This is a genomic window from Flavobacterium cheonanense, assembly GCF_039539185.1.
Lineage (GTDB): Bacteria > Bacteroidota > Bacteroidia > Flavobacteriales > Flavobacteriaceae > Flavobacterium > Flavobacterium cheonanense.
Genome location: NZ_BAABCT010000001.1, coordinates 543,774 through 569,462, shown reverse-complemented (window position 1 = coordinate 569,462; position 25,689 = coordinate 543,774). Strand labels below are relative to the sequence as shown.

The following is a 25,689-nucleotide window of genomic DNA, read 5'->3' as shown; positions in this document are numbered from 1 at the left end:
GGTTTCAGGTTTGAAAAGCTTAACATGAAACTTTAAACCTGAAACTATAATAAATTTTCATCTACTATACTAGGGATGGTAACTTTCAGTAAAGGTTGCGTCTCCATGGCTCTTTTTATGGCAAAAATTGCTCCTTCATTTCTTGCCCAACTTCTTCTTGAAATTCCGTTGTTTACATCCCAGAAAAGCATTGACTCTAAACGTTTTGATGCTTCTTTAGTTCCATCAAGAACCATACCAAAACCACCATTAATTACTTCGCCCCAACCAACACCGCCACCATTGTGAATAGAAACCCAAGTGGCACCACGGAAACTGTCTCCAATAACGTTTTGGATAGCCATATCGGCCGTAAATCGTGAGCCGTCGTAGATGTTTGATGTTTCTCTGTAAGGTGAATCGGTTCCGGAAACGTCGTGGTGATCGCGTCCTAAAATTACGTATCCAATTTCGCCACGTGCAATGGCTTGATTGAAAGCTTCTGCGATTTTTATTCTTCCTTCGGCATCGGCATAAAGAATTCTTGCTTGAGAACCAACAACCAATTTATTTTCTTGTGCTCCTTTTATCCATTGGATATTGTCTGCCATTTGTTGTTGGATTTCTTCTGGAGAATTTTTCATCATTTCTTCCAGAACATCACAGGCAATTTTATCGGTTTTTGCTAAATCTTCTGGATTTCCTGAAGCACAAACCCAACGAAATGGTCCAAATCCGTAATCGAAACACATTGGTCCCATAATGTCTTGAACGTAACTGTTGTATTTAAAATCGATGTGATTTTCGGCAAAAACATCTGCTCCAGCTCGAGAAGCTTCTAATAAAAAGGCATTTCCATAATCAAAGAAATATGTTCCTTTTTCAGTATGTTTATTAATCGCAGCCGCATGACGACGCAATGTTTTTTGAACTTCTTCTTTGAATTTATCAGGATTATTTGCCATTAAATCGTTTGATTCTTCGAAAGTATATCCAATTGGATAATAACCTCCAGCCCATGGATTGTGCAATGAAGTTTGGTCAGAACCTAAATCAATATGCAGATTTTCTTGGTCAAATCGTTCCCAAACATCGACTACATTTCCGAGATAAGCAATGGAAACCACCTCATTATTTGCTAGAGCGTTTTTAACTCTCGGAACTAATTGGTCAATATTTTCAATCACTTCATTAATCCAACCTTGTGAGTGACGAATGTGTGTAATTTTTGGATTTACTTCGGCACAAACTGTTACGCAACCAGCAATATTTCCTGCTTTTGGTTGTGCGCCTGACATTCCTCCCAATCCAGAAGTAACGAATAATCCACCTTTTGGTGATTTTTTTATTTTTCTGAATCCGTTTAAAACGGTTATTGTGGTTCCGTGAACAATTCCTTGCGGACCGATATACATATAACTTCCAGCAGTCATTTGTCCGTATTGAGAAACACCTAAAGCATTCATTTTTTCCCAATCATCCGGTTTAGAATAATTTGGAATGACCATTCCGTTAGTGACCACAACTCTTGGAGCTTCTTTATGTGAAGGAAATAATCCCATAGGATGACCAGAATACATGGCTAAAGTTTGCTCATCGGTCATTTCTGCCAAATATTTCATGGTCAATAAATACTGTGCCCAATTTTGAAAAACTGCACCATTTCCACCGTAAGTAATTAGTTCATGTGGATGTTGAGCTACAGCATAATCCAAATTGTTTTGAATCATCAACATAATGGCTTTTGCTTGTTCGGATTTTCCTGGATATTCTGAAATTGGACGTGCATACATTTTATAATCAGGACGCAAACGGTACATGTAAATTCTTCCGTAGGTTTCTAATTCGGCTTTGAATTCAGGAAGTAATTCCGCGTGATGTTTAGGTTCAAAATAGCGTAAAGCATTTTTTAAGGCTAATTTTTTTTCCTCTTCTGAAAGTATTTCTTTTCGCTTTGGTGCATGATTTATTTCAACTTCATAAGGTTTTGGTTTCGGTAGAACCGATGGAATTCCTTGTAGTATTTGTTCTTGAAAAGTCATTTTGAGTTTATGGTTTATAGTTTGTTGTTTGCTATTTACTAATTACTTGTCACTAATCACTTCTTAATTGTTCCAGTCTTCTTATCAAATCCGTAAGGACAATGTCGACAACCACTTTTGCAACAGTAACCACGTTTTAAATGGTATTTTTCGGTAAAACAGCGATAGCCTTCTGGAGTTAAATAGTAATCTTCTCCTTCTTTTAAATTTTTCGGATTTAAATCTTCATTCATAAGTACAAATTTAGCAACTTTGCACCATATGATTCTAATTGTTTTTAAATATTTAACGCCAAGAGGTTTTCGAGGTTTGACATTTTATCCGTTTGTTTTTTTAGCAGATAGGGATGATAAGTTGAATAAAGTATTTATTAATCATGAAAAAATTCATATTAGACAACAAATAGAGCTACTCATTTTACCTTTTTATTTATGGTATTTTACGGAATATTTGTTACGATTGATTCAATACAAAGATAGAAAAGAAGCTTATTTTAATATCTCTTTTGAAAGAGAAGCTTATAAAAACGAAAAAGACCTTAACTATTTAAAGCAAAGGTCTTTTTGGAGGTTTTTAAAGTATGTTAAAAAATAATTTTTTCGTTTTTTAGTACTCCATTTTCAAGTTTGATTTGTAAAAATAAAGCTGTATTGTTTTTCAATAGATTTTTGATAGTAAATTCAGTTGAATTGATGTCTTTGTAAACTCCTAAATTTCTTCCTAAAACATCAAAAACTGTTATTGAATGTAGCTTTTCATTTGATGAACGGATAACAATGTTCTCATTGGTTATTACAGCTATATTATTGTTTAATGATAGGTCATTGTTACTTAATGCTCCATTCAAATATACTATTTTGAAACGATTGTTTATTGTTCCGCTTTGAGCACTAAAGCGATATGGAGATACTTTTAAATCGTGTATTATATCTAATTCTTTATCTTTTAAATAAATGTTTTGAGTAGTAAAGATTCCATCTAAACCTCCAATTCCAATATCATAACTGCCAGAATTTTTGAGATGAACTCCAATAGGTACTTCATCATAAACATCAAAAGGAAGTTGGCGTCCTTGAATTAAAAATTTATCAGAATTTATCAAAGAATAAATTGACATAGAACCTGTTTTTAGCGTTTGGCTATCAAAGAAACTATCTCTTCCCATTGTGGCTCCTTCAATATATCCGAATAAAGTTCTATCTGATTGATTATTGCTACTTATTAAATCTAACCAAATTCTATTTCTTTCTAAAGCATTTACATCAAAAGTTGAATTAGTTTGTGTTAAAGGAGTGCTCATTCTGTAGAATAAGCTGTTGTCGTAGGAAGCGCTTCTTAAACCATTGTTGAATGTAACGATGTCTGAGCCAGCTGGTCCATCTATCATTTGAACAAAAAATCCTTGTCCAGCTCCTATAAATAAGTCAGAAGCAGCAGCTGGACAACAACTAGTTCCTGTAAAATTATAGGTCAAGTAATCTCCTGGACTATAATTATAGAGATAACTATTGTAAAACGGACTAGCAATAATTGAAGGAAGAGTTCCATGAGTCCAAAGTTTAATATTTCCTTCAATTTTTGTATTGTTATTGAACAGAAATTGACTTCCTCTAATAGCTGATGGATATGGATTTCCAAGAAGATTCCAATTGTCACTGAAGTTAGTAATTTCAGTTCCATTTATTCCTTGATGATATGCTGTGTTTTGGTCAGAACCTCTTGAAATAGTATAATTAATAATTCCATTATTTGGAGTTCCAACAAATGTTCCATTCAATGGTGCAGGAACTGTTGGACTAAAAGAACTTGGTCCTCTTACAATGTAACCTTTAGCAGGTAACATAGTATCTCCAGAAGCAACTTCCCAATTTCCTTGTCCACCATTAGTATTTGCAATTGTTGGATTCCATCTCCAAATTGGACCAGGAATTAATGGAGAAATTATATTGTTTACATTATAGTTTGAAACTGGTGAAGACCAATAAACATAGTCTAAACTTCTTATGTTATTAGAAGTTCTTCTGTAGGTAATGTTTCCAGTATTTGTTGTATTGTTTATTTGAACCAAACTAGCGGCATTATTTATAATAAATGATCCAGTAGCTTGAACATTAACCCAATCTGTTACAGTAACGCTATTAGTAGAATTTATGGTTAAAGTAGCTCCATTTAATACTGACAATGTTCCAGCAAGGCCATTATAATTTGTTCCTGATACTATTGGGTTATTCGGTGTAATAGGTATTACAACGCAATCACTTCCGTTAGGAATTCCAGTTGGTGTCCAGTTGTTTGCTTTATTCCAATCAGTATCAACAGAACCATTCCATGTTTTTCTGTCGTTTATTGTTATAGTAGTAGTGTCTGTAAGGTCCAAAGTTGTTCCATTGCAGAAAGTATAAGTTACTCTAGCTGTGTAGGTTGTTGTTGCTGTAGGACAAACATTTATAGAAGCCGTACTTCCCACAACTGGTCCAGTAATGCCATTTCCTTCATACCAAGTTATCGTTGTTAAAGAGGTTCCAGAAGGAACAAATCTCCATGCTTCATTTGTTATTGTCCAATCTGTGCTTGTTGAGTTTCTATTCGGAGCAACAGTTGCTTGACTTCCTGTTGCATTTTGAACACCAACTACAGCATTTCCAGAATTCCATGAGGCACAAACTCTTTTTTCTTTCATGTAAACCTCAATAATATTTGTGTTTTCGTATAAAACAATCATTCCTGTGTAAAGTAATGAATTACAAGAGGCAGAAAACATTGGTATTTCATTCCAAGAAGCGACTAAAGCACGACAACCCGAACTTAAAGTAACCAATTCCCAACCAACTTCACCGCCTACACTAGGGTCAATATCATGATAAGCACCAAAAATACTATTTAAAAATAGTGAAGTGCTAGGTAAGTCATTTGAGAAAGACCATGTAGAATATCCTCCTGGGGTATTACTTGTTTGATCAAAAGTGATTACACCGTTTGAACCAATCAAACATTGATTGTAGGTATTGCCATAATAACAAAAGTTAAAAGGTAGGCTAATTGTTGGAGACCAAACATCATCAACATTAATACTTACAGAGTTTTGTAAACAACCGAATTGATAAGGAGGTGCATATGGAATTGATTGAACTGTATAGCTTGTAGTTTGTCCAAGTTGTAAAAAAGTTGCTTCTAAATTGGTGCAAGTTGAAGTAGAGCAATCTAAAATTGGAGACGGATCTAAGCCATTTAATCCAAGTCCACCAGCAACATTTGTTGGACATCCCATACTAGACAAACCAACTCCACTTCCCGGAATACATGGTGTTGTTACGCAAATACTAAAAGTTCCTTGGCCGCTTCCGTTTGCATTACTATAAACTCTAATTGTGTAGATTGCTCCAATTGTAAGTCCTGTTAATGTTGTTGTTTCAACGCTTGTGCCTGTTGTATTATTAATACATGCTGAACTAATTAAACTACCACATGTCCCAGTAAAAATTTGAAAAACTGCATTTGTTAATGTGTTTGGAGTAATAGTTACAGTATGGCTAATATCATTAGCAACAAATTGATACCAAACATCATCATCTGCATTTCCTGTACAACCTGCTTGCGATTGAGTAGCTCCTAAAGTTGTTCCTGTTGTACTTACAGTACAAGTTATGGTTGGGTTGACAGTCATTGTTTCTGCTGTAACACACTCATCGTTAGTTGGTGGTATAGGACTTGTAACACAAATACCAAATGTACCATTGTTGTTATTTCCATATTCCCAAACTCTAATATATACTATTTGAGCTGGCGTTAGACCAGTTAAAGTTAGATTTGGCATTGCACCATTTAAACTTGAATCATCGTCACATCCTAAAACTGTAAGACTTCCACATGAACCCGAATAAACTTCCATTCCTCCATCAGTAATAACACCTGTTTGAGTATCTATAATTAATATTCCATTAGAAGGGACAACAGCTGTAAACCATACATCTCCTCCAGAAAAACTTGAGCATCCTGGAGCTGGTGCGCCTGAACTTGCTGTGGCACCTGCATTTGTATAAGTTGCATAAGAACATACTGCATTTACAGTTAATGGTATAGCATTTAAACAATCATCATTTGTTGGAGGAGTTAAAGGACAGTTAAGTATAAAACTAACACTTCCTCCTATAGTAGTTCCTGGATCTAAAAGAATATAATATTGAACGCCAGAAGTTAATGTGAAACTAGGACTAGTGATTGCTCCAGACATATCGTCTATACAAGTCCATCCAGTTCCATTACATCCTAATGAAGCCGCTTTAAATTGGTAATCAATAAAACCAAATGAACCAAGTTGACTTATTGTATAACTTCCAGTTTGAGTTGGTGTAAAGGAGTATATTTGCTCATTTCCTGGTGTTGTCCATCCACATGAAGAAGGACTATAAATTCCAGTACCACTTGGAATAGTTGCGTTTATGGTTGTTCCACAACTAAAGATATTAGGAATAGCAACACATGGATTTGGAGCTACTGCACAAGATCTAGATATTGTAAAAGTTCCAGTTGTAGTACTTCCTGATAAATAATGTGCAACATAAACATAGTAATTCACACCCAAAATTGTTGAAAAAGTATAAGTTTCAGTTCCATTTGATAATGCTGAGTCTTGACAAGTAATATTTGTCAATGAACCACATGAGCCGCTAGAAATTGACATTTCAATATCATATCCTGTAGTCGTTACGGATATTGTTGAATTATTACCATCACCAACAAATGTATACCAAACTCCATAGTCAGCCATACTGCAACCAGAGTTGTTTACTATATTATTTGTGTTTACAGTTGTTCCTGCAAGATTTGTAGTAGCACAAGGTAAAGCAGTTGCATTAGTACATAAGTTATTGGATGGCGGAGGTGGAGGCGAAGTAACACATATTGAGAAAGTACCTTGATCCGTTCCATTAGCATTGCTGTATACTCTAACATAATACGTGTTGGTTGCTGTTAGTCCAGATAAAGTTATGGTTTCAGTACTTGAACCTGTTGTTAAATTGACACAATTCAAGCTTGTTAACCCTCCACAAGAACCACTAAAGACTTCAAAAACAGCGTTTGTTAATGTAGTAGGAGTTACAGTAATTGCGTGAGTACTTGCTGTGGCAATAAAACTATACCAAACATCATCATCAGCATTACCAGTGCATCCAACTTGTGATTGTGTTGCTCCAATTGTTGTTCCAGATGTGCTAGTTGTACACGTCGCAGTTGGATTGGTTGTAACCAATGTAGCATTAGAGCAATTATTGTTTGAAGGAGCAACAATAGCTGCTGATGTTAAGGAAATATTGTCAACAGCAGCAGGAGGGTTTGTGCCTAAACTTCCATCATTCGCCCACTCAAAAACCAATCTAAAAGTTGTTCCAGCGTAGGAGGTTGGGAGGTTAAAGCTCACGTTTGCCCATGATCCTTGAAGACTATAATTAGCTAGTCCTACTTGAATTCTGCCTGTTGGAGCTGTTCCAATGGTTGTTATTTCAGTTCCGTATACAGGATTGTAAGCTGTTGGAACCAGCCATATTCTTAGTCTGTCAAAAGTTGATTCACCTTGTCCAATCCAACTAAAAGATAATATTATGTTAGTTTCACCACCAGGAACAGTCACATTTCTGTAAAAGTGTGATGCTCTTGCAGTACCAGTAGCATAAGCGTGTGGAGGAATTCCTGTTGCATTATTAGTGATATACGCTGAACTAGTGCCTGAAAAACCTGCAGTAGCACCTGTATTACAAACCCATTGATTCCTAGTAGTTTGTGCAGGATTGTTTGTGGTCCAACCGTTTAATGCAAATGTAGTTCCAGTTTCAAAACCACCATCGCCTGTTGGAGATATTATTGTAGTTTGTGATTGTATTTGAAACGAAATGAAAAATAAAACAATACATACTAAATGCTGTACTTTTATTGGAATCAAATTATTGTTAAAAAATAAAGGTAATTTTTTCAGCATATCAAGTTGTTTGTATTTATCAAAAATAAATAAAAACATTTAAAAAATAAGTTTTAATGCAAAAAAAATGTTAAATATTTAAATAAAAAAAACTACAGAAATTTCCGAATTTTAACCTTTTTAAATCCATTATAAACTGCCTTGTTTTTAAAATTATCAAAGAAAAGATAAACGGATTATAATTTGTTTTAAAAAATTGTGATAAAAAAATGGTTTTAGAAGTAAATGTATTTAAGAATTTTTTAGTAAAAATTCGAATTCAACAAAAATAATCGATTAAAAACAAATTTATTCGACTAAATGATTTGCTGTGTTTTTTTTTAAATTTTTTTTAACTTCTTTAATTTTTTTTTTCTAATTTTATAAATTAAATGTTTGATTATGAAGAAGTTTATAGTATTTAGTTTTTTGGTAACAAGTTTGTTTACAAGCAATTTAGTTGCTCAAATCTTTGTTAGTAATAATAGCTACGTTTTTAATAGAGGTTCATTAGTATATTCTAGAGGAAATCTTGAACTTAATGGATTGAATAGTAATTTCTATGTTAGAAACGAAGGACAATTTCTTCAAGGAACAACCGGAAGCTCAACAAATACTGGTACCGGAAAATTATCTGTTTTTCAAGAAGGAACTGTAAATAATTTTGCATACAATTATTGGTGTTCTCCAGTTGGAAATGCATCTGCTGCATCTGGAAATGAAGATTTTGGGATTACTATGTTAAATGTTCCTACAACTAGTACATCAAGCACTCCTGTAACAATTACTAGTACAAGTTATAATGGAGTTTCTAATACTGGAACTTTAACAATTGCATCTTATTGGATTTGGCGATTTTTATCTTCGAATGGATATTTTCAATGGGTTCAGTCTGCTGCATTATCAAATATTTCTGCTGGTCAAGGATTCACAATGAAAGGTACAAGTGGAACTGATACTACAAATCCTAGTGAAGCTGTTACAAATAATCCTGGAAGTGCTCAAAGATATGATTTCAGAGGAAAGCCTAACGATGGGAACATAACAATTAATGTTGCAAATGGCGCTTCAACATTAACAGGAAATCCTTATCCTTCGGCTATTGATTTAAATTTGTTTCTAGTTGGAGGGCCTGGACCAGATTTAATTTCTGGAACTGGTGATGATATTCCTGGAAACCCAAATTGTGATGGAACAGCATTATTTTGGGAACAAGATAAAACTGTGAATTCTCATAATATTGCTCAATATAGAGGAGGTTATGGAACATATAATGGTACAACAAGTATATATTCTCCTGCAACTTTTTATACTTACGATATCGCTGGAAATCAAGGTTCTGTTTTTAGCAGTCCAAATAATGTTTATCAAAGAAGATTTTCGCCAATAGGGCAAGGATTTATGGTGAGAGGTGTTGCTAATGGAACATTGCAAATGAGAAATGTTTATAGAGTATATGTAAAAGAAGGTGTTGCAAATAATTCACAATTCGAAAGAAGCTCAAACGAAAATGCAACAGTAAATTATGGTTTTTATGATGCAATTCCGAATCTTGCAGGAGTGGATTATACTCAGATAAGTAAAGCACCAACACCTCACTTTGTTGTAAATACATCATTAAATAGTCAAGCAGTTAGACAAATTGCAATCGGATTTTTGCCAAATGCAATTGATGGAGTTGATTTAGCCGATTCGAAATTTCCAGAAGCTACTGAGAGCATAAGTACAGACATGTATTTGTATCTAAATAATGAACCTTATGTGCATTCTGTAACAAGTTTTGATATCAATAAAAGATTTCCTATTGGTTTTAAAAATACGAATACAGGTGTTTCCACATATACACTTAAAGTTAATGAGTTTGTTAATTTTGATGTTCAAAATGTATTTTTATATGATAGTTTAACGGGACTTTATCATGATATTAAAAATAATTTCTATGAAGTTGTTCTTGCTCCAGGTGAACATAATAATCGTTTTGAAATCACTTTTACAGATCAATTATTAGCTGTAACTGAAAATAACATTAACGATTTGGCAATCGTTCAAAACAATACTAATCAATTGCTTAAAATTTCTAATCCTAATGATTTAGATTTAAAAACAGTAGTATTGTTTGATATATCAGGAAAAAAGATATTTGATAAAGTAGATTTAGGAACTAAAAAATCTTATGAGTTTTCTACAGGTTCACTGAGTGAAGGAGTTTATATTGTTAAAATAGAATCTACTAATGGACAAAGTTTAGGACAGAAAATTATTGTTGAAAGAATTAAGTAGTTGAAATCCATTAAAAATTATAAATAGGTATCCTAATTTTGGATACCTTTTTTTGTTTCAAAGAAGATAACATTTGTAACTTTGTAAAAAAATAATCTTGCGAGTTCTTACACAAGAAATAGTATTGCCAAATACAACAGTCAAGCTTTACATAAGACGTGAAGATTTGATTCATCCTTTTGTTTCTGGAAATAAATTCAGAAAACTAAAGTACAATTTGTTAGAAGCAAAACAACAAAATCATAGAACTTTACTCACTTTTGGAGGTGCTTATTCAAATCATATTGCGGCAGTTGCATTTGCAGGAAAAGAGAATGGATTTAAAACAATTGGAGTTATTCGCGGAGATGAATTAAGTTCTAAAATTTCTCAAAATCCTACTTTAAAATTTTGTCAAGATAACGGTATGGAATTTGTGTTTGTTTCAAGAGAACAATACAGATTGAAAAGCACAGAAGATTTTTTATGTAATCTTAAAAATGATTTTGATGATTTCTATTTAATTCCAGAAGGAGGAACTAACGATTTTGCTGTAAAAGGTTGTGAGGAAATCTTGTCAAATGAAGATGAAAGGTTTGATTACATTTGTTGTGCTATTGGGACTGGAGGAACAATATCTGGAATTATTAATAGTTCGACTTCCAATCATAAAGTTTTAGGATTTCCATCATTGAAAGGTGATTTTATAAAAAAAGATATTCGTAAATTTGCAAAAAAGGAAAATTGGGACATAATTTCTGATTATCATTTTGGTGGATACGGAAAGGTTTCAGATGATTTGATTGAATTTATTAATGATTTTTACAAAAAATATTCCATCCCATTAGATCCAATTTATACTGGAAAAATGTTTTTTGGCGTTATAGATTTAATAACTAAAAATTATTTTCCTGAAGATTCAAAAATTCTACTAATTCACACAGGTGGAATTCAAGGTGTACAAGGAATGAATTTAAAATTGAGTAATAAAAACTTGCAAACTATTAATTTCAATGATTAAGAAAATAATTTTATTATGTTGTATTGGTTTTTTCATCGCTTGCGGTTCTAGTAAGCCAGTTGTGAGAACATCTAAAAGTTCATCACCATCTAAACCAGTGGTTAGAACAGTTAGAAAACCAGTTGAAAAACCTAGTAATCCTGTTAAACCAAATTCTGAAAATAGCACAAATGCAACTGCTAAAAATGAGGAATCAACTCAAATTTTGGAAGCAACAACTCGTGTTAAAGTTACCACAGCATTGGTTTTAGAATATATTGAAAAATATAAAGAAATTGCCAAAAAAGACATGAAAGAGTACGGAATTCCTGCAAGTATTACATTAGGTCAAGGAATTTTAGAATCAGGAGCTGGTACAGGACCATTGAGTGCTCAAGCCAATAATCATTTCGGAATTAAATGTCACAAAGAATGGACAGGACCAAGTGTAAAATATGATGATGATGAAGCGCAAGAATGTTTCAGAAAATACAATAATCCGCATGAATCATATCGAGACCATTCCTTGTTTTTGGTTACGAGAGAGCGTTATTCTAATTTATTTAAACTTGATAAAAACGATTATGTTGGCTGGAGTAAAGGTTTGAAAAATGCTGGTTACGCAACCGATCCAAATTATCCAACAAAATTGATTGGATTGATAGAAAGGTATCAATTGCAAAAATATGATGCTGAGGTGTTGGGAATAAATTATGTTCCAAATAATGTCGCTTCAATTGATAAATCTAAAGACATTGTTTCAACAAATATTGATTTACACCAAGTAATAAAAGGCGATACATTGTATTCAATATCAAAACGATATAATATTTCTGTAGAGGATTTGAAAAAGAAAAATAATATTTCTGATACAGGAATTTCTATTGGTCAAAAGTTGATTGTAAAATAGTTTACTAAAATAAAATAAAAATAATGCTATATAAAAGAAGCAGTCAGTTATTTGCTGATGCAGAAAAAGTGATTCCTGGAGGTGTAAATTCGCCTGTAAGGGCTTTTAAAGGTGTTGGTGGAACACCTATTTTTGTAAAAAGTGCCAAAGGTGCTTATTTATATGATGAAGACGGAAACCAATTAATTGATTATATTAATTCTTGGGGTCCGATGATTTTGGGTCATGCTTTTCAACCAGTGATTGATGCAATAACAGAAAGAGCTAAGTTAGGAACCTCTTTTGGAATGCCAACAGAACTAGAAACTAAAATAGCTGAATTAGCAGTTTCAATGGTTCCAAATATTGATAAAATTCGTTTTGTGAATTCTGGAACGGAAGCTTGTATGAGCGCTATCAGATTGGCTCGCGGATTTACAGGAAGAGATAAAATAATAAAATTTGCAGGATGTTACCATGGTCATTCTGATTCTTTTTTGATTCAAGCTGGAAGTGGTCTTAGTACTTTTGGAACTCCAAACTCACCTGGTGTAACACAAGGCACAGCCAAAGACACTTTATTAGCTAATTATAACGATATTGAAAACGTAAAAGCATTATTTGAAGCAAATAAAAATGAAATTGCAGCTATTATCATAGAACCAGTTGCTGGTAATATGGGGTGTATTCCTCCAATTAAAGGATTTCTAGAAGATTTAAGACAAGTATGTTCAGATAATAATACATTGCTGATATTTGATGAAGTAATGACTGGATTTCGATTAGCTAAAGGTGGTGCTCAAGAGCTTTATAATATTCAAGCTGACATAGTTTGTTTTGGAAAAGTTATTGGTGGTGGATTACCTGTTGGAGCCTTTGCTGCAAAAAATGAAATAATGAATTATTTAGCACCAATTGGTCCAGTTTATCAAGCAGGAACTTTATCAGGAAATCCTTTAGCAATGGCTGCCGGTTTAGCAATGTTGGAAGCTTTAAATCAAGATACTGAAATTTTCAAAAGATTAGATGAAAAAACAGCCTATTTAGAAAACGGAATCAGAAAAGTACTCTCAAATAATAATGTAAAATTTACTGTAAATAGAGTTGGTTCGATGATTTCAGTTCATTTTGATAAAGGTGCCGTAGTTGATTTCAAAACTGCTAAAAATGGAGATAACGAAACCTTTAAGAAATTCTTTCATGGTCTGTTAAATCAAGGTGTTTATATAGCACCATCTGCTTATGAAACTTGGTTTATAACAGACGCTTTAACTTATAAAGATTTAGATTATACTATAGATGCAATTGATAGAGTATCAAAAGAGTTGTAATAAAAAAGCTTCACAATTTGTGAAGCTTTTTTTATAGGTAATATTAAAATTATCTTTTTAATCTTTCAAACATTGCTTTGTTAGATTCAAGAATAGACATTTGTTTTTCACTTAATGTTGCTCTAATTTTAGCATCCATCACTTTTTCAAGTTCTGCTTTTCCTTCTGCAGATAAACTTCTATCTTCAAGAATTATATATTTTCTTTCAAACAATCTATAAAAATCTTCAATTTGATTATCTTTTAAACCTACTAATTCAGCAAGCTCAACAGCATCTTTCTTTGCAGCTTCTTGCGAAGTTAGTCTTTTTTCTTGAGCATTAGCGCTTAGAGTAAAAGCACAAACTAAAGCGAAAATAAAAAATATTTTTTTCATGTTTTTTTAAATTATTTGATATCAATTATATTCAAAAATAATTCATTTAAATGAAATCACAAAATTTATTTTAATTCTCTTCAGTTTTTTGACCTCTTTTCTTTTTAGCTTTCATTTTTTCAATCACTTTTTCTTTGCGATCTTCACGTTTTTGGTCCCATTTTGTATACTGTTCAGCAGTAAGGATTTTTTTCATTTCGGCTTTTAGCGCTTCTTGTTCTTTTTGCATTTCAGCTTTTCTTGCAGCCATTTCTTCTTTTGAAGGTCTTGCTTGTTGAGCACGTTCTTCTTTTAAAGCTTTCATTTCGGCTCTTTTTGCTTCTCTTTTTTCAGCTTGTTTAGCCATTAAAGCCTTTACTTCTTGTGCTTGTTTCTCGTTTAAAGATAAATCAGTAGTTAATTTTTTTACTTGCAATTCAACTCGTTCTTCAGTTGATAATTGCTCTTTTCTTTCTCCTCTTTTTCCTTGGGCAAATGTTGTAAATCCTACAACTAATAATACTAATAAAAATACTTTTTTCATGATGTGTTTTTTGATTGTTATAGCTATAAGACTATACTACTTTCAAAAGGTTTATTCATTAACAAATATTTAGTAAAAAAATATTGTTAGCCTTTATAAATCTATAATCATGGTTGTATATTTGCAAAGTGAAAAAAATTATAATCATAGTAATTCTAGCAATATTTCTAAAACCGATTCTTCCGGTTATAGATTATGTTATTAATTATGATTATATCTCAAAAGTTCTTTGTGAAAACAAAGCTAAGCCAGAACTAAAATGTAATGGTAAATGTCATTTAATGAAAGAATTGGCTAAAGCATCTGAAGACGAAAAACCAATTAATTCAGATAAAAAAGACAATTCTAAACACGAAATTGAATTGCTTTATTGCAACGAACTTTCCGAAATTAATTTTAGACAAATTTATTTTTATAATAAAACTTCTGTTGGAGACAACTATGCCAACTTATACTTTCACACGGTAAGTTGCTCTGTTTTTCATCCGCCTATAATAATTACTTAAATTTTATCGTGTGTCAGTTCAGAATCATTGAATTGACAGGATTTCTATGTCCAAATTGTTTTGAAGAGAACTCTTTTCAAGACCAATTATTCTATAAATTTTAATTAATAAAAAAACAAAATGAAATTTCAAATAAAAAATATTGTAGCTGTTATGGCTATTGCTTTAGCATTCACTTCATGTTCAAACGATGATGATAACAATGATACTGTAACTGGTCAAGGAAGCTTGAAGTTAGAGTTTGACAATGTTTATGGTTCCGCAGATTTTGCAGCAAATACAGCCTACACAAACTCAAATGGTGAAGTTATTAAAGCAAATAAAGTCAAATATATAGTAAGTAATATTGTATTAACAAAAGTTGATGGTACAACCTATACGGTGCCAAAAGCAGAAAGTTATTTTATCATTGATGAATTAACTCCAGCCTCTACTTTATTAACAATTCCTAATATTCCTGCAGGAAATTATAAGAGCATTTCTTACGGAATTGGCGTAGATAAGACTCAATTTGATTTAGGAGCGACTGGTCAAGGTAATTTCCTAACTACTGCTCAAAATGCAGGTATGATGTGGTCTTGGAGTGCTGGTTATAAATTTGTTGCTTTTGAAGGAACTTTCACTTCTTCTACAGTAACTACTGATACTAATTTTAAACTTCACACAGGTCAAACAGGTACAGATTACAATTACGCTACAATTTCAATGAACTTCCCTGATAATGCATTGGTTAGAACAAATATAACTCCTCAAGTGCATATTATGGCAGATTTAAAACATTTATTAGATGGAACTAATAAGATAAATTTATCTGATGGTGCTACAATTATGGGAGGTTCAAAATTAGCTTTAGCTACAGCTAATTTGGCTAATATGTTTGAAGTTCATCATGTTCACAACGACTAAATAATTATAAAAGCTGTTAACATGATACAGTTAACAGCTTTTTTTAAAACCTTATTAAAATGAAAACAAAAATTTTATTGTTGCTCATTTTTCCTATTCTTTGGAGTTGCTCTTCTGACGATTCTGATGAATATCAAAATATACCTATAGATTTTCAAATACCAAGTAATTTTCCTGCCGCTAATTATAATTTTGCTAATAATCCTTTAACAGAAAAAGGATTTGAATTGGGAAAAAAACTATTTTATGACGGAAGATTAGCCTCAGATGGGATTGTTTCTTGTGGTTTTTGTCATATTCAAGAAGATGCTTTTACACATCACGGTCATACTTTTAGCCATGGAGTAGGTAATGCTATAGGAACAAGAAATGCTCCACCAATTCAAAATATGGTTTTTCAAACTACTTTTATGTGGGATGGAGCGACGACACATTTAGATTTGCAACCTATAATCCCTCTCACAAGCGAAATTGAAATGCATGGAAATTTTGAGAATGCAATCAACATGATGAAAAATGATGCAACTTATAAAAAATTATACAAGCAAGCTTTTTCAAATGGTGAGATTAATTCTGAAAATATGTTGAAAGCATTAGCTCAATTTCAAATTCTGTTAGTTTCTTCCAATTCTAGATTTGATAAATATAGAAGAAATGAACAAGGAGGAAATTTAACAGCAAATGAATTGGATGGATATGCTATTTTTAATCAAAAATGTGCTTCTTGTCATGCTACAGATATTTTTACTGACAATTCATTTAGAAATAATGGTTTGCCAGTAAATCCCTCTATTAATGATGTGGGTAGATATAGAGTTACAGAACTTCCGCAGGACATACATAAATTTAAAGTTCCAAGTTTAAGGAATATTGAAAAAACAGCTCCTTATATGCACGACGGAAGATTTTTTACACTAGAAGCCGTTTTAGATCATTATTCTTCAGGTGTTGTTGATTCAACAACTTTAGATGCTAGTTTAAATAATTCAGGTGTTTTGGGAATTTCTTTATCTTCAAGTGAGAAAACTAAACTTATAGCTTTCTTAAAGACATTGACGGATAATGAGTTTTTAACGAATCCTAAATTTGCAGAATACTAATATTATGAAAAAACATATTTTACTTTTAGTTTTATCTATTCAATTTAGTTTTGCGATTACTAAAGATACTATAACAATAAGTTATAACTATTCTAAATTTAGCAGTTTTATTAAAGTTGATGACGATTGTGACGCATGTGGTTGCTCGGCAAGTGGAGGTAGTATGGGTTTTTCTTCTATGTTAAATTCCAATTTTGTTGGAATTAGATATTTCAACCAAAGTTATAAAAGTACTAATGGTTTATATAGTAACTCGCCTTGGTATGATGAGAATTTCAATACAATTCAAGTTTGGGCAAGAATTCCAATGGTTAAAAAAGTACAAATTTCTGCTTTAATTCCTTATCACTTTCACAATAGAGAAACTGCTTTAGGAAGTGATGAAATTTCTGGATTGGGAGATGTTACTCTTTTAGGAATGTATGATTTATATCAAACACATGAAGATAGCACAGTTTTTATTCATAAACTTCAAATTGGTGGTGGATTGAAAATTCCAGTTGGAAAATTTGACGAGACTAATAACGGAAGTGTTAATCCTAGTTATCAAGTTGGAACTGGGGCATGGGATTATCTTATAGCTACAGAGTATGTTATAAAAAGAAAAAAATTCGGATTGAATTCAATGTTGAACTATGTGATAAAAACGGAGAATCAAAAAAATTATCGTTTCGGAAATCAGTTTAATTATGCTTCAACATTGTTTTGGGTATATGAAACTTCAAAGGTTTCAGTTGTTCCACAATTGGGAATAGCTGGTGAAGTTTTTGAAAATAATTATCAACATAATCAAAAAGTTAGAAATACTTCTGGTGATATTTTTATGGGTAAATTTGGATTTGAAATGGGTAAAAAGAAATTTTCATTTGGAGCAAATATTATGCTTCCTATAAACCAAAACCTTACAGGAGGTAATGTTTTTGCCAATCATCGTTGGAGTGTAAATATCAACTATAGTTTATAAAAAAAATAGGCGATTCAAACGAATCGCCTATTTTTTATTTTATTCTAATATTATTTGCTAGAAAACTGAGTTAATCTGTTGAATAATTCTTTATCTTTCTTTAGAGCTTCAATTTGTTCTTCATTGAAAGCACTCAATAATTTTGAAGTATATCTTTCAAAAACTGCTTGTTTTTCTTCTTGAGTTTTAGAATTATTTACATCATCTTTTCTCATTTGTAATAGATTTACTAAATCCATTTTTAAACCCTCTTCCATTTTTACTGATTTTGACATCAAATTAATATCCTCAATAATAATTTCTTTTACACTTTTTTCATTTGTGTTCGGAGTTGAAAATGTTTTTGCTTCTTGAGCATTTGCATTAAAACTAAATGCTAAAAACAATGTGAATATTGCGATAATTCTTTTCATAATCTTCTTTAAATTAATTTGTTGAAAAGCGAATTTAATAATTTTTTTTAAAAATCAATACAAATGATAAAAAAAATTATGATTTCAATTCAACTGTTTTGTTTTCACCATCCACAATAACTTTTGTTAAACCGTGTTTTGATAATCCCTTCATGGCAGCATCCCATTTTTTTCCACTTAATGCAGATTTCTCTTTTAGTTGAGCTAATGATTGATTGTTTTCAAGTTTTAATAGTTCAATAATGAATTTCTCATCTTCCGTCAATTCAACTTGTTTCTTTTCTGGTCGCATTTGAGGAAAGAAAAGCACTTCTTGAATAGAAGGGTTATTGGTTAAAAACATAATCAATCGATCCATTCCAATTCCTAATCCAGAAGTTGGTGGCATTCCATATTCTAATGCTCTTAAAAAGTCTTCATCTATAATTCCGTTAGCTTCATCATCACCTTTTTCACTTAAAGCCATTTGTGCTTCAAAACGTTCACGTTGGTCAATAGGATCATTCAATTCTGAATATGCATTTGCTATTTCTTTTCCACAAACCATCAACTCGAAGCGTTCTGTTAATTCAGGATTATCTCTGTGTGATTTACACAATGGTGACATTTCTTTTGGATAATCAGTAATAAACGTTGGTTGAATAAAATTTCCTTCACATTTAGCTCCAAAAATCTCATCAATTAATTTTCCTTTACCCATTGTTGCATCAACCTCAATTCCCATTGATTTTGCAGCTTCAAAAAGTTCTACTTCCGTTTTACCAGAAATATCAAAACCTGTAAAGTTTTTAATGGCTTCGGTCATAGTAACTCTAGCATAAGGTGCTTTGAAACTTACTTTATGCTCGCCAAAAGTTGCATCAGTTGTTCCATTTACCTCATTTGCACAATATTCTAATAAATTTTCTGTAAACTCCATCATCCAGTTGTAGTCTTTGTAAGCTACATAAATTTCCATTGCAGTAAATTCAGGATTGTGCGTTCTATCCATTCCCTCATTTCTGAAGTTTTTCGAGAATTCATATACACCATCAAAACCACCAACAATCAATCTTTTAAGATATAATTCGTTAGCAATTCTCAAATATAATGGAATATCCAAAGCATTATGATGTGAAATAAAAGGTCTTGCCGCAGCACCACCAGGAATTGCTTGTAAAATTGGAGTTTCCACTTCCATGTATCCAGCAGTGTTAAAGAAATTTCGCATCGCTGTAAAAAGTTTCGTTCTTTTTACAAAAACTTCTTTCACATTTGGGTTTACAACCAAGTCAACATAACGCATTCTGTAACGCAATTCAGCATCATTAAAGGCATCGTGTACTTTTCCATCTTCATCAACTTTTGGCAAAGGCAACGGACGTAAAGTTTTACTCAAGAATGTAAAATTATCAACTCTTATACATTGAGCACCAACTTTAGTCATGAATAATTCTCCTTCAACACCAATGAAATCACCTAAATCGGTCAATTTTTTAAAAACCTGATTGTAAAGCGTTTTGTCTTCTCCTTCACAAATTACATCTCTATTAAAATACAATTGAATTCTGCCATCGCTATCTTGTAATTCGGCAAAACAAGCTTTTCCTTGATCTCGAACACTCATCAATCGTCCAGCAACATTAACCTTCTTACCTTCTTCAAAATTTTCCTTCACCTGTTTAGAAGTAGCGTTTACTGGATATAAATCCGCAGGATAAGGGTTAATTCCAAGAGTGCGTAAAGCATCAAGTTTTTCTCGTCTAATGATTTCTTGTTCTGAAAGTTGCATATAATTGTATTTAAGCGTGCAAAGATAGGTATTAGTTAGAAAGTTTCAAAACAACAATTTTCAATTTTATTTTTATAACTAAGGAATGGTTTGGGCTTTATTAACAACTCTTTTTCCAGCTGTACTTTTTATCTTTTTTCTCGAACAGCTAGAAAAAAGTATACTATTTCTGTCAGGTCTAAATTGCAAACTTTTTATATATTTGTAAAATAGAATAGACAAAAAAATGAGATATATTAAACTCCTTTTCGCATTGCTTCTTACGTTAAGTTTAACAAGTTGTACCATAACAGAAAAAATGATTATTAATGATAATGGTTCGGGTAAATTCGCTTATGACATAGACGGTACCAAAATGATGTCTATGATGGGTAGCGCATTTAAAGGTGATGATAAAGAAGATACTAAAAAGAATAAAAAAGAAACAGTAAGTAGAAAAAACAAAAAAGTAATTGATAGTACTTTTACTTTCAAAGAAATGTTTGCAAGTAAACAAGATAGTATTGCCAAATTGTCTCCAGAAGAACAAGCTAAAATTAAAAAAATGGAACGCTTTAGTGTGAGAACGATTATTGATGAGGAAAAAGGAATAATGAATTACAGTATGTTTACAGATTTCAATTCAATTTCTGAACTTCAAGATGTAATGTCTCCAGTTGAATCAATGAAATCAATTTCTCCTACAGGTCAAAAATCTGGTGGAATGGGAATGGCTCCAGATGCTTTAGAAGACAATTCTTCTACAAGTTTCTTTTATGATGGTAAAACATTTAAAAAGACTGTAGCTAAAATTGAAAAGAAAAAAGAGTTTACTGAAGATGTAGAAGAAGGTTCAGAGGATGATGTTGCTAATAAAATGAAAGAATCTTTAGATATGTTTTACGACCAATCTAATTTCAAAGTAGTATATCAATTTCCAAAAGCTGTAAAAAAGATTTCTACAGAAAATGCACTTTACAGCGAAGATAGAAAAACAATTACCATAGAATATCCTTTGAAAGATTATATGGAAAATCCTGACAAACTTAATTTTGAAGTGACTTTTGAATAATGAATAAAAAAATAAAGCTTCAAGATTTAGGTAAAAAAGATTACAAAGAAACTTGGGATTATCAAGAAGAACTTTTTAAAGGCATTGTTGATATAAAAATTCAAAACAGAAAAGAAAATACTTTGGTTGAAACGCCAAATTATTTTTTGTTTGTAGAACATCCTCATGTATATACATTAGGTAAAAGCGGAGATATATCTAATTTGCTTTTATCTGAAAAACAACTTCAAGATAAAGGCGCTACTTTTTACAAAATAAATAGAGGTGGAGATATTACCTATCATGGACCAGGTCAGATAGTAGGATATCCAATTTTAGATTTGGAAAATTTCTTTACAGATATTCATAAGTATTTACGATTTCTCGAAGAAGTAATTATTTTAACTTTAGCTGAATACAATATTACCAGTACAAGAAGCGAAGGTGAAACAGGTGTATGGCTAGATGTTGGAACACCATTTGCTAGAAAAATTTGTGCTATGGGTGTTCGAGCAAGTCGTTGGGTAACCATGCATGGTTTTGCCCTAAATGTAAATGCCAATTTAGGATATTTCGACAATATCATTCCATGTGGTATAAAAGGAAAAGCTGTTACATCATTACAAGTTGAACTTGGTGTAGAAAGTGTTAATGAAGAAGAAGTAAAAGAAAAAATTCAAAAACATTTCCAACAACTTTTTGAAGCAGAGTTCATATAACATCACCCAACACCCAGCATCCATCACCCAACTTCCAACCATCTTCAAAAATCAAAAGAAAGTTGTTCTGGTAACAATTTAAAGCTCATTCGGTGATATTTAGTTGTTCCATATTTTCTAATGGCTTCTCTATGTTCTTTAGTCGGATAACCTTTATTTTGTTTCCAATTATACATTGGAAATTCTTCGTGTATTTTATCCATATATTCATCTCTGTAAGTTTTTGCCAAAACCGATGCAGCTGCGATACTCATGTATTTAGAATCACCTTTTACTATAGTGCTGTATGGGATATTGTTGATAGGTTTAAATCTATTTCCATCCACTATTATATAATTAGGTATAGGATTTAACTTAATAACACATTCTTGCATGGCTTTTATAGAAGCGTTTAAGATGTTTATTTCGTCAATGATTATTGGTTCTAAATGAGTAACAGCATAAGAAATAGCTTTTTCTTCAATAATTGGTTTTAATCTTTCTCTAATCTTTTCAGACAATTGCTTTGAGTCGTTTAATAAATCTAATTGAAAGTCTTCAGGAAGTATAATTGCAGCGGCAGTTACGGGTCCTGCTAAACAACCTCTTCCGGCTTCGTCAGTTCCGCACTCATTAAGTAATTCAGAATATCTTAAACTTAACATAAAATTAATTTTGATAAAAATATAAATTTTAACGCAACCTTTTACATAATTCTGCATCATAATAATGTGTTGCAACCACAATGTTAGTAAACCGCTTAAAAAATTTAACAAAAATAAATTGTAATATTCCGAAGTATTATTTGTTTATTTAAGAAATTATTAAGAAGTTTGCGGAATAACTAACTCAAATAAATTTAATATGAGATCGAAGTTCAAATGGATTTTTACGCTTTTAGTAGCGTTATCAATGCAGTTTTCGTTTGCACAAGAGAAAACTGTAACAGGTGTGGTGTCTGATTCAAAAGGACCACTACCAGGTGCTAATGTTGTTAATAAAACAACAACAAAAGGTGCCTCAGCTGATATGGATGGTAAATTCTCCATAAAAGCAAAAGCTGGTGATGTTTTAGTGTTTTCATTTCTAGGTTATGACAACAAGTCTGTTACAGTAGGTGCTGCTAACAGCTATAGTGTATCCTTGAAAGAAACTGCTAAAGTACTTGATGAAGTTGTAATAACGCAAGGGTATCGTACGGTTACCAAAAAAACTGCTGTTGTTGCGTCTTCAATTGTTAATGCAAAAACTATTGAAAACAGACCAAATGTTAATGCAATTAGTACTTTGCAAGGACAACTTGCAGGTGTTAACATTACATCTGGTTCTGGGCAACCTGGTTCTGCGCCAACAGTTTTAATTAGAGGATTAGGTACTGTAACTGGTAGTTCAGATCCACTTTATGTAATTGATGGTTTTCCTTCATACAATGATGCGTTTAGAAATTTGAATCCTAATGATATTGCATCTGCTGAGGTATTGAAAGATGCTGCGGCAATTGCTGAGTATGGATCAAGAGGTTCTAATGGGGTTATTGTAATTAAAACTAAAAAAGGAAATTTTGGTGATGCTAAAACTACTTTTAGATATAGTACACAATATGGTGTGTCTGAATTGCAAAAGCCAGGATTTACCTATGCAAACGCTAGAGAGTTGTTAACTTTAGAATCTATCAAAGGTGTTGGATTGGGTTCAACTTTAACTCCTGCAGAAATTGCAGCTTACAGCATTAATACTGATTGGACTAAAGTTTTCTTTTCTCCTTCAAATACTATCAGTCATAACTTGAGTATTGAAAATACTAATAAAAACATTGGTACTTTTACCTCTGTAAGTTTTACCGATCAGGATGGATTATTGCCTAACTCAGATTTGAAAAGATTTACAGTTAGAAATAATTTAAATGGAAAATCTGCAAATGATAAAGTTAAATTCCTTTTAAATACTGCTGTTGGTTTTACTAAAAATAACGAGCCAACTAACTTAGGTGGTGGAGCTATTAATAGAAACTTTGTTACTGGTGCATTTTTAGGTGCTCCATACATATCTCCAGATATTTATACAGGTTCAGATTCTGCTTGGGAGTATTATAATAATACACCTGGTTTCTTGTCAACACCTATCTTATTATTAGATAATGCTGCAACATTTAGAAATTACATTGAAGAAACAAGAGTTGATGTGGGTTCTGATTTGAATTATAAATTAGCTAAGAATATTGTTGTTGGTATAAGAAATGGTGGTTTACTTATTAATACAAGAACATTGACGGCTCAATTTCCTAACAACTGGAATTCATTATTTTTCTCAGGTACACCAGGTGTGTCGTCACTTGCGGGTGGTAATTTTAATGGTTTTGATGATATTGCAAATAGAAGAGAGTTTAACTTCTCAAATTTGTTATACGCTCGTTTTGATAAGAAAATTAAAAAACACTCATTCAATGCTAGTATCAACGGTGAATATAATTTTGCTCAATTGGCTTCAGACCAACAGAGAAGAAATGGTTTAGATCCAATAGTTTGGGAATTTAACTCTGGTGTAGGTTTTATCAATGATACTGCTGCAAATGATTTATATGTTCCTACAAACGTTGTGGCAACTAGATTGAGAAATGATTTAATTTCTTATTTCGGATCTTTAGATTACGATTTTGACAGTAAGTTCGGTCTTGCTATTTCGGCAAGAAGAGATTGGTCTTCAAGATTTATTAGAGAGCGTCAAGCTGGAAATTTCTTTTCAATTGGTGGAAGAGTCAATTTAGATGAATTCTTGAAAGATTTCAGTAAGTTGAATGTATTAAAACTAAGAGGATCTTTAGGAACAATTGGTAACCAAAGACTTGAAGATGGTACTATTTTTACAGGTATTAATCCACCTAAATTTGCTACTACATATTCTACATTAACTGGTGCAGGTAATGCTTATAATGGAAACCCATCACAAGGTTTAAATTTAGGTTATCCAGATTTGAGATGGGAAACAACAAAAACATACAATATTGGTTTAGACTTAGAAATGTTCAAATCTAGACTAAGAGCTAATGTTGACTATTATAGTAGAGCAACAACCGCTCAGTTTTTACGAGCGCCAATTTCTGCTGCTGCTGGAGAAAACGATCTTTTAAGAAATACTGAAGCTACAGTATTTAATAAAGGTCTTGAGCTAAACTTGCAAGTTGATGTTATTAAAACAGATAACATGACGTTGACTTTAAGAGGTAATGGCTCAACGAATAAAAATTATATTGATGATATTGAAAATGATACAGGCGAAATATTTGTTACTTCTGCTAATGGTATTACTTATGTGCATAGAAATGGTCAACCAACTTATCAACCATTCTTATATCGTTATGCTGGTGTAAATCCTACTAATGGTGAAATGCAATATCTTGATATTAATGGTAATATAACTACTACTCCAACTGCTTCAGACAGAATAGCTGTAGGTAAAAACTTTATTCCTAAATACCAAGGAGGTTTTGGTTTTGATTTTGATTATAAAGGTTTGTTTGTTTCTACTTTGTTTTCTTATGTATTTGATGTAGTTCGTTATGATTTCGATTATCTAAATGCTTTAGATAGTTCAACTAACCAGATAGGTCAGTTCAATGTTTCAAATGAATTATTGAACGCTTGGACTCCAACAAATACTAACACAGACATTCCTGCTTTAGATGCAAGTAATGCTTTACAAGAAAATTCAGATCGTTTTTTACGTGATGCTTCCTACATCAGATTAAGAAATTTACAAGTAGGTTACAGATTGCCAAATAAATTTTTAAAAGATACTTTCTTTAAAGATTTGTCTTTTAATGTTACAGCTGAAAATTTATTTACAATCACTAAATGGAAAGGTTTTGATGCTGAAAGTGATAGATTAGAAGATGTTTATCAATACCCTACTGCTAGAATTATAACTTTTGGCTTGGATGTTAAATTTTAAA

Annotated in this window: 20 protein-coding genes; 12 read left to right on the top strand and 8 right to left on the bottom strand. The window is 32.0% G+C overall.

Annotated elements, in window-relative coordinates; translation table 11 throughout:
* Nucleotides 1-44 precede the first annotated feature (44 nt).
* Together ABD766_RS02665 and ABD766_RS02660 are read right to left on the bottom strand one after the other, a co-directional pair.
* On the bottom strand, nt 45-2,021 hold the full coding sequence (locus tag ABD766_RS02665; protein ID WP_344815244.1) for a urocanate hydratase: 1,977 nt from the start codon (nt 2,019-2,021) through the stop codon (nt 45-47).
* A 56-nt stretch (nt 2,022-2,077) separates the two neighbouring features.
* Nucleotides 2,078-2,254 (bottom strand): C1orf53 family protein, encoded by a 177-nt coding sequence (locus ABD766_RS02660; RefSeq protein ID WP_344815243.1) that lies wholly within the window; start codon nt 2,252-2,254, stop codon nt 2,078-2,080.
* Nucleotides 2,255-2,282: 28 nt separating this feature from the next.
* Here ABD766_RS02660 and ABD766_RS02655 point away from each other — a divergent pair, with 28 nt between their 5' ends.
* A complete protein-coding gene (locus tag ABD766_RS02655; protein ID WP_344815241.1) occupies nt 2,283-2,615 on the top strand; it encodes a hypothetical protein in 333 nt (110 codons plus the stop codon).
* Here the strand turns inward: ABD766_RS02655 and ABD766_RS02650 are convergent.
* On the bottom strand, nt 2,605-8,034 hold the full coding sequence (locus ABD766_RS02650) for a hypothetical protein (RefSeq protein ID WP_344815240.1): 5,430 nt from the start codon (nt 8,032-8,034) through the stop codon (nt 2,605-2,607). The genes ABD766_RS02655 and ABD766_RS02650 overlap by 11 nt on opposite strands.
* A 342-nt stretch (nt 8,035-8,376) precedes the next feature.
* Between ABD766_RS02650 and ABD766_RS02645 the strand changes: the two genes are divergently transcribed.
* From ABD766_RS02645 to hemL, 4 genes are all read left to right on the top strand, one after another.
* Nucleotides 8,377-10,254, top strand: coding sequence for a T9SS type A sorting domain-containing protein (locus ABD766_RS02645; protein WP_344815239.1), 1,878 nt, complete (start codon nt 8,377-8,379; stop codon nt 10,252-10,254).
* A 97-nt stretch (nt 10,255-10,351) separates the two neighbouring features.
* Nucleotides 10,352-11,254, top strand: coding sequence for a 1-aminocyclopropane-1-carboxylate deaminase/D-cysteine desulfhydrase (locus ABD766_RS02640; RefSeq protein WP_344815238.1), 903 nt, complete (start codon nt 10,352-10,354; stop codon nt 11,252-11,254).
* Nucleotides 11,247-12,143 (top strand): glucosaminidase domain-containing protein, encoded by an 897-nt coding sequence (locus tag ABD766_RS02635; RefSeq protein ID WP_344815237.1) that lies wholly within the window; start codon nt 11,247-11,249, stop codon nt 12,141-12,143. The genes ABD766_RS02640 and ABD766_RS02635 overlap by 8 nt, the downstream gene beginning before the upstream one ends.
* Nucleotides 12,144-12,166: 23 nt before the next feature.
* Nucleotides 12,167-13,453: a glutamate-1-semialdehyde 2,1-aminomutase gene (gene hemL / locus ABD766_RS02630; RefSeq protein WP_344815236.1), complete on the top strand. Its 1,287-nt coding sequence runs from the start codon at nt 12,167-12,169 to the stop codon at nt 13,451-13,453.
* 49 nt (nt 13,454-13,502) lie between these two features.
* Here hemL and ABD766_RS02625 read toward each other — a convergent pair whose 3' ends face one another.
* Entirely contained in the window at nt 13,503-13,829 is a 327-nt protein-coding gene (locus ABD766_RS02625) for a hypothetical protein (RefSeq protein ID WP_298303541.1), read from the bottom strand.
* Nucleotides 13,830-13,899: 70 nt separating this feature from the next.
* On the bottom strand, nt 13,900-14,352 hold the full coding sequence (locus tag ABD766_RS02620; RefSeq protein ID WP_344815235.1) for a hypothetical protein: 453 nt from the start codon (nt 14,350-14,352) through the stop codon (nt 13,900-13,902).
* 128 nt (nt 14,353-14,480) lie between these two features.
* Between ABD766_RS02620 and ABD766_RS02615 the strand changes: the two genes are divergently transcribed.
* The 4 genes from ABD766_RS02615 (at nt 14,481) to ABD766_RS02600 (ending at nt 17,828) form a co-directional block, all read left to right on the top strand.
* On the top strand, nt 14,481-14,858 hold the full coding sequence (locus ABD766_RS02615) for a hypothetical protein (RefSeq protein ID WP_344815234.1): 378 nt from the start codon (nt 14,481-14,483) through the stop codon (nt 14,856-14,858).
* A 120-nt stretch (nt 14,859-14,978) separates the two neighbouring features.
* Nucleotides 14,979-15,764: an MbnP family protein gene (locus tag ABD766_RS02610; protein ID WP_344815233.1), complete on the top strand. Its 786-nt coding sequence runs from the start codon at nt 14,979-14,981 to the stop codon at nt 15,762-15,764.
* 59 nt (nt 15,765-15,823) lie between these two features.
* Nucleotides 15,824-16,864 carry a cytochrome-c peroxidase gene (locus ABD766_RS02605; RefSeq protein ID WP_344815232.1) on the top strand — a complete coding sequence of 347 codons (1,041 nt, stop codon included), beginning with the start codon at nt 15,824-15,826 and terminating at the stop codon, nt 16,862-16,864.
* A gap of 4 nt (nt 16,865-16,868) precedes the next feature.
* Nucleotides 16,869-17,828 carry a transporter family protein gene (locus tag ABD766_RS02600; RefSeq protein ID WP_344815231.1) on the top strand — a complete coding sequence of 320 codons (960 nt, stop codon included), beginning with the start codon at nt 16,869-16,871 and terminating at the stop codon, nt 17,826-17,828.
* Nucleotides 17,829-17,878: 50 nt separating this feature from the next.
* Here the strand turns inward: ABD766_RS02600 and ABD766_RS02595 are convergent, their stop codons facing one another.
* Entirely contained in the window at nt 17,879-18,241 is a 363-nt protein-coding gene (locus ABD766_RS02595; RefSeq protein ID WP_344815230.1) for a hypothetical protein, read from the bottom strand.
* Nucleotides 18,242-18,317: 76 nt separating this feature from the next.
* On the bottom strand, nt 18,318-20,012 hold the full coding sequence (lysS, locus tag ABD766_RS02590; RefSeq protein ID WP_344815229.1) for a lysine--tRNA ligase: 1,695 nt from the start codon (nt 20,010-20,012) through the stop codon (nt 18,318-18,320).
* Nucleotides 20,013-20,238: 226 nt separating this feature from the next.
* Here lysS and ABD766_RS02585 point away from each other — a divergent pair, with 226 nt between their 5' ends.
* Together ABD766_RS02585 and lipB are read left to right on the top strand one after the other, a co-directional pair.
* Nucleotides 20,239-21,063: a hypothetical protein gene (locus tag ABD766_RS02585; RefSeq protein ID WP_344815228.1), complete on the top strand. Its 825-nt coding sequence runs from the start codon at nt 20,239-20,241 to the stop codon at nt 21,061-21,063.
* Nucleotides 21,063-21,761, top strand: coding sequence for a lipoyl(octanoyl) transferase LipB (lipB, locus tag ABD766_RS02580; protein ID WP_344815227.1), 699 nt, complete (start codon nt 21,063-21,065; stop codon nt 21,759-21,761). The genes ABD766_RS02585 and lipB overlap by 1 nt, the downstream gene beginning before the upstream one ends.
* A 44-nt stretch (nt 21,762-21,805) precedes the next feature.
* Here lipB and ABD766_RS02575 read toward each other — a convergent pair whose 3' ends face one another.
* The gene (locus tag ABD766_RS02575) at nt 21,806-22,405 is read right to left on the bottom strand and encodes a ribonuclease HII (RefSeq protein WP_344815226.1); all 600 of its coding nucleotides are present in this window, start codon (nt 22,403-22,405) and stop codon (nt 21,806-21,808) included.
* Between the two features lie 199 nt (nt 22,406-22,604).
* Here ABD766_RS02575 and ABD766_RS02570 point away from each other — a divergent pair, with 199 nt between their 5' ends.
* Entirely contained in the window at nt 22,605-25,688 is a 3,084-nt protein-coding gene (locus tag ABD766_RS02570; protein WP_344815225.1) for a SusC/RagA family TonB-linked outer membrane protein, read from the top strand.
* Nucleotide 25,689: the final 1 nt, after the last annotated feature.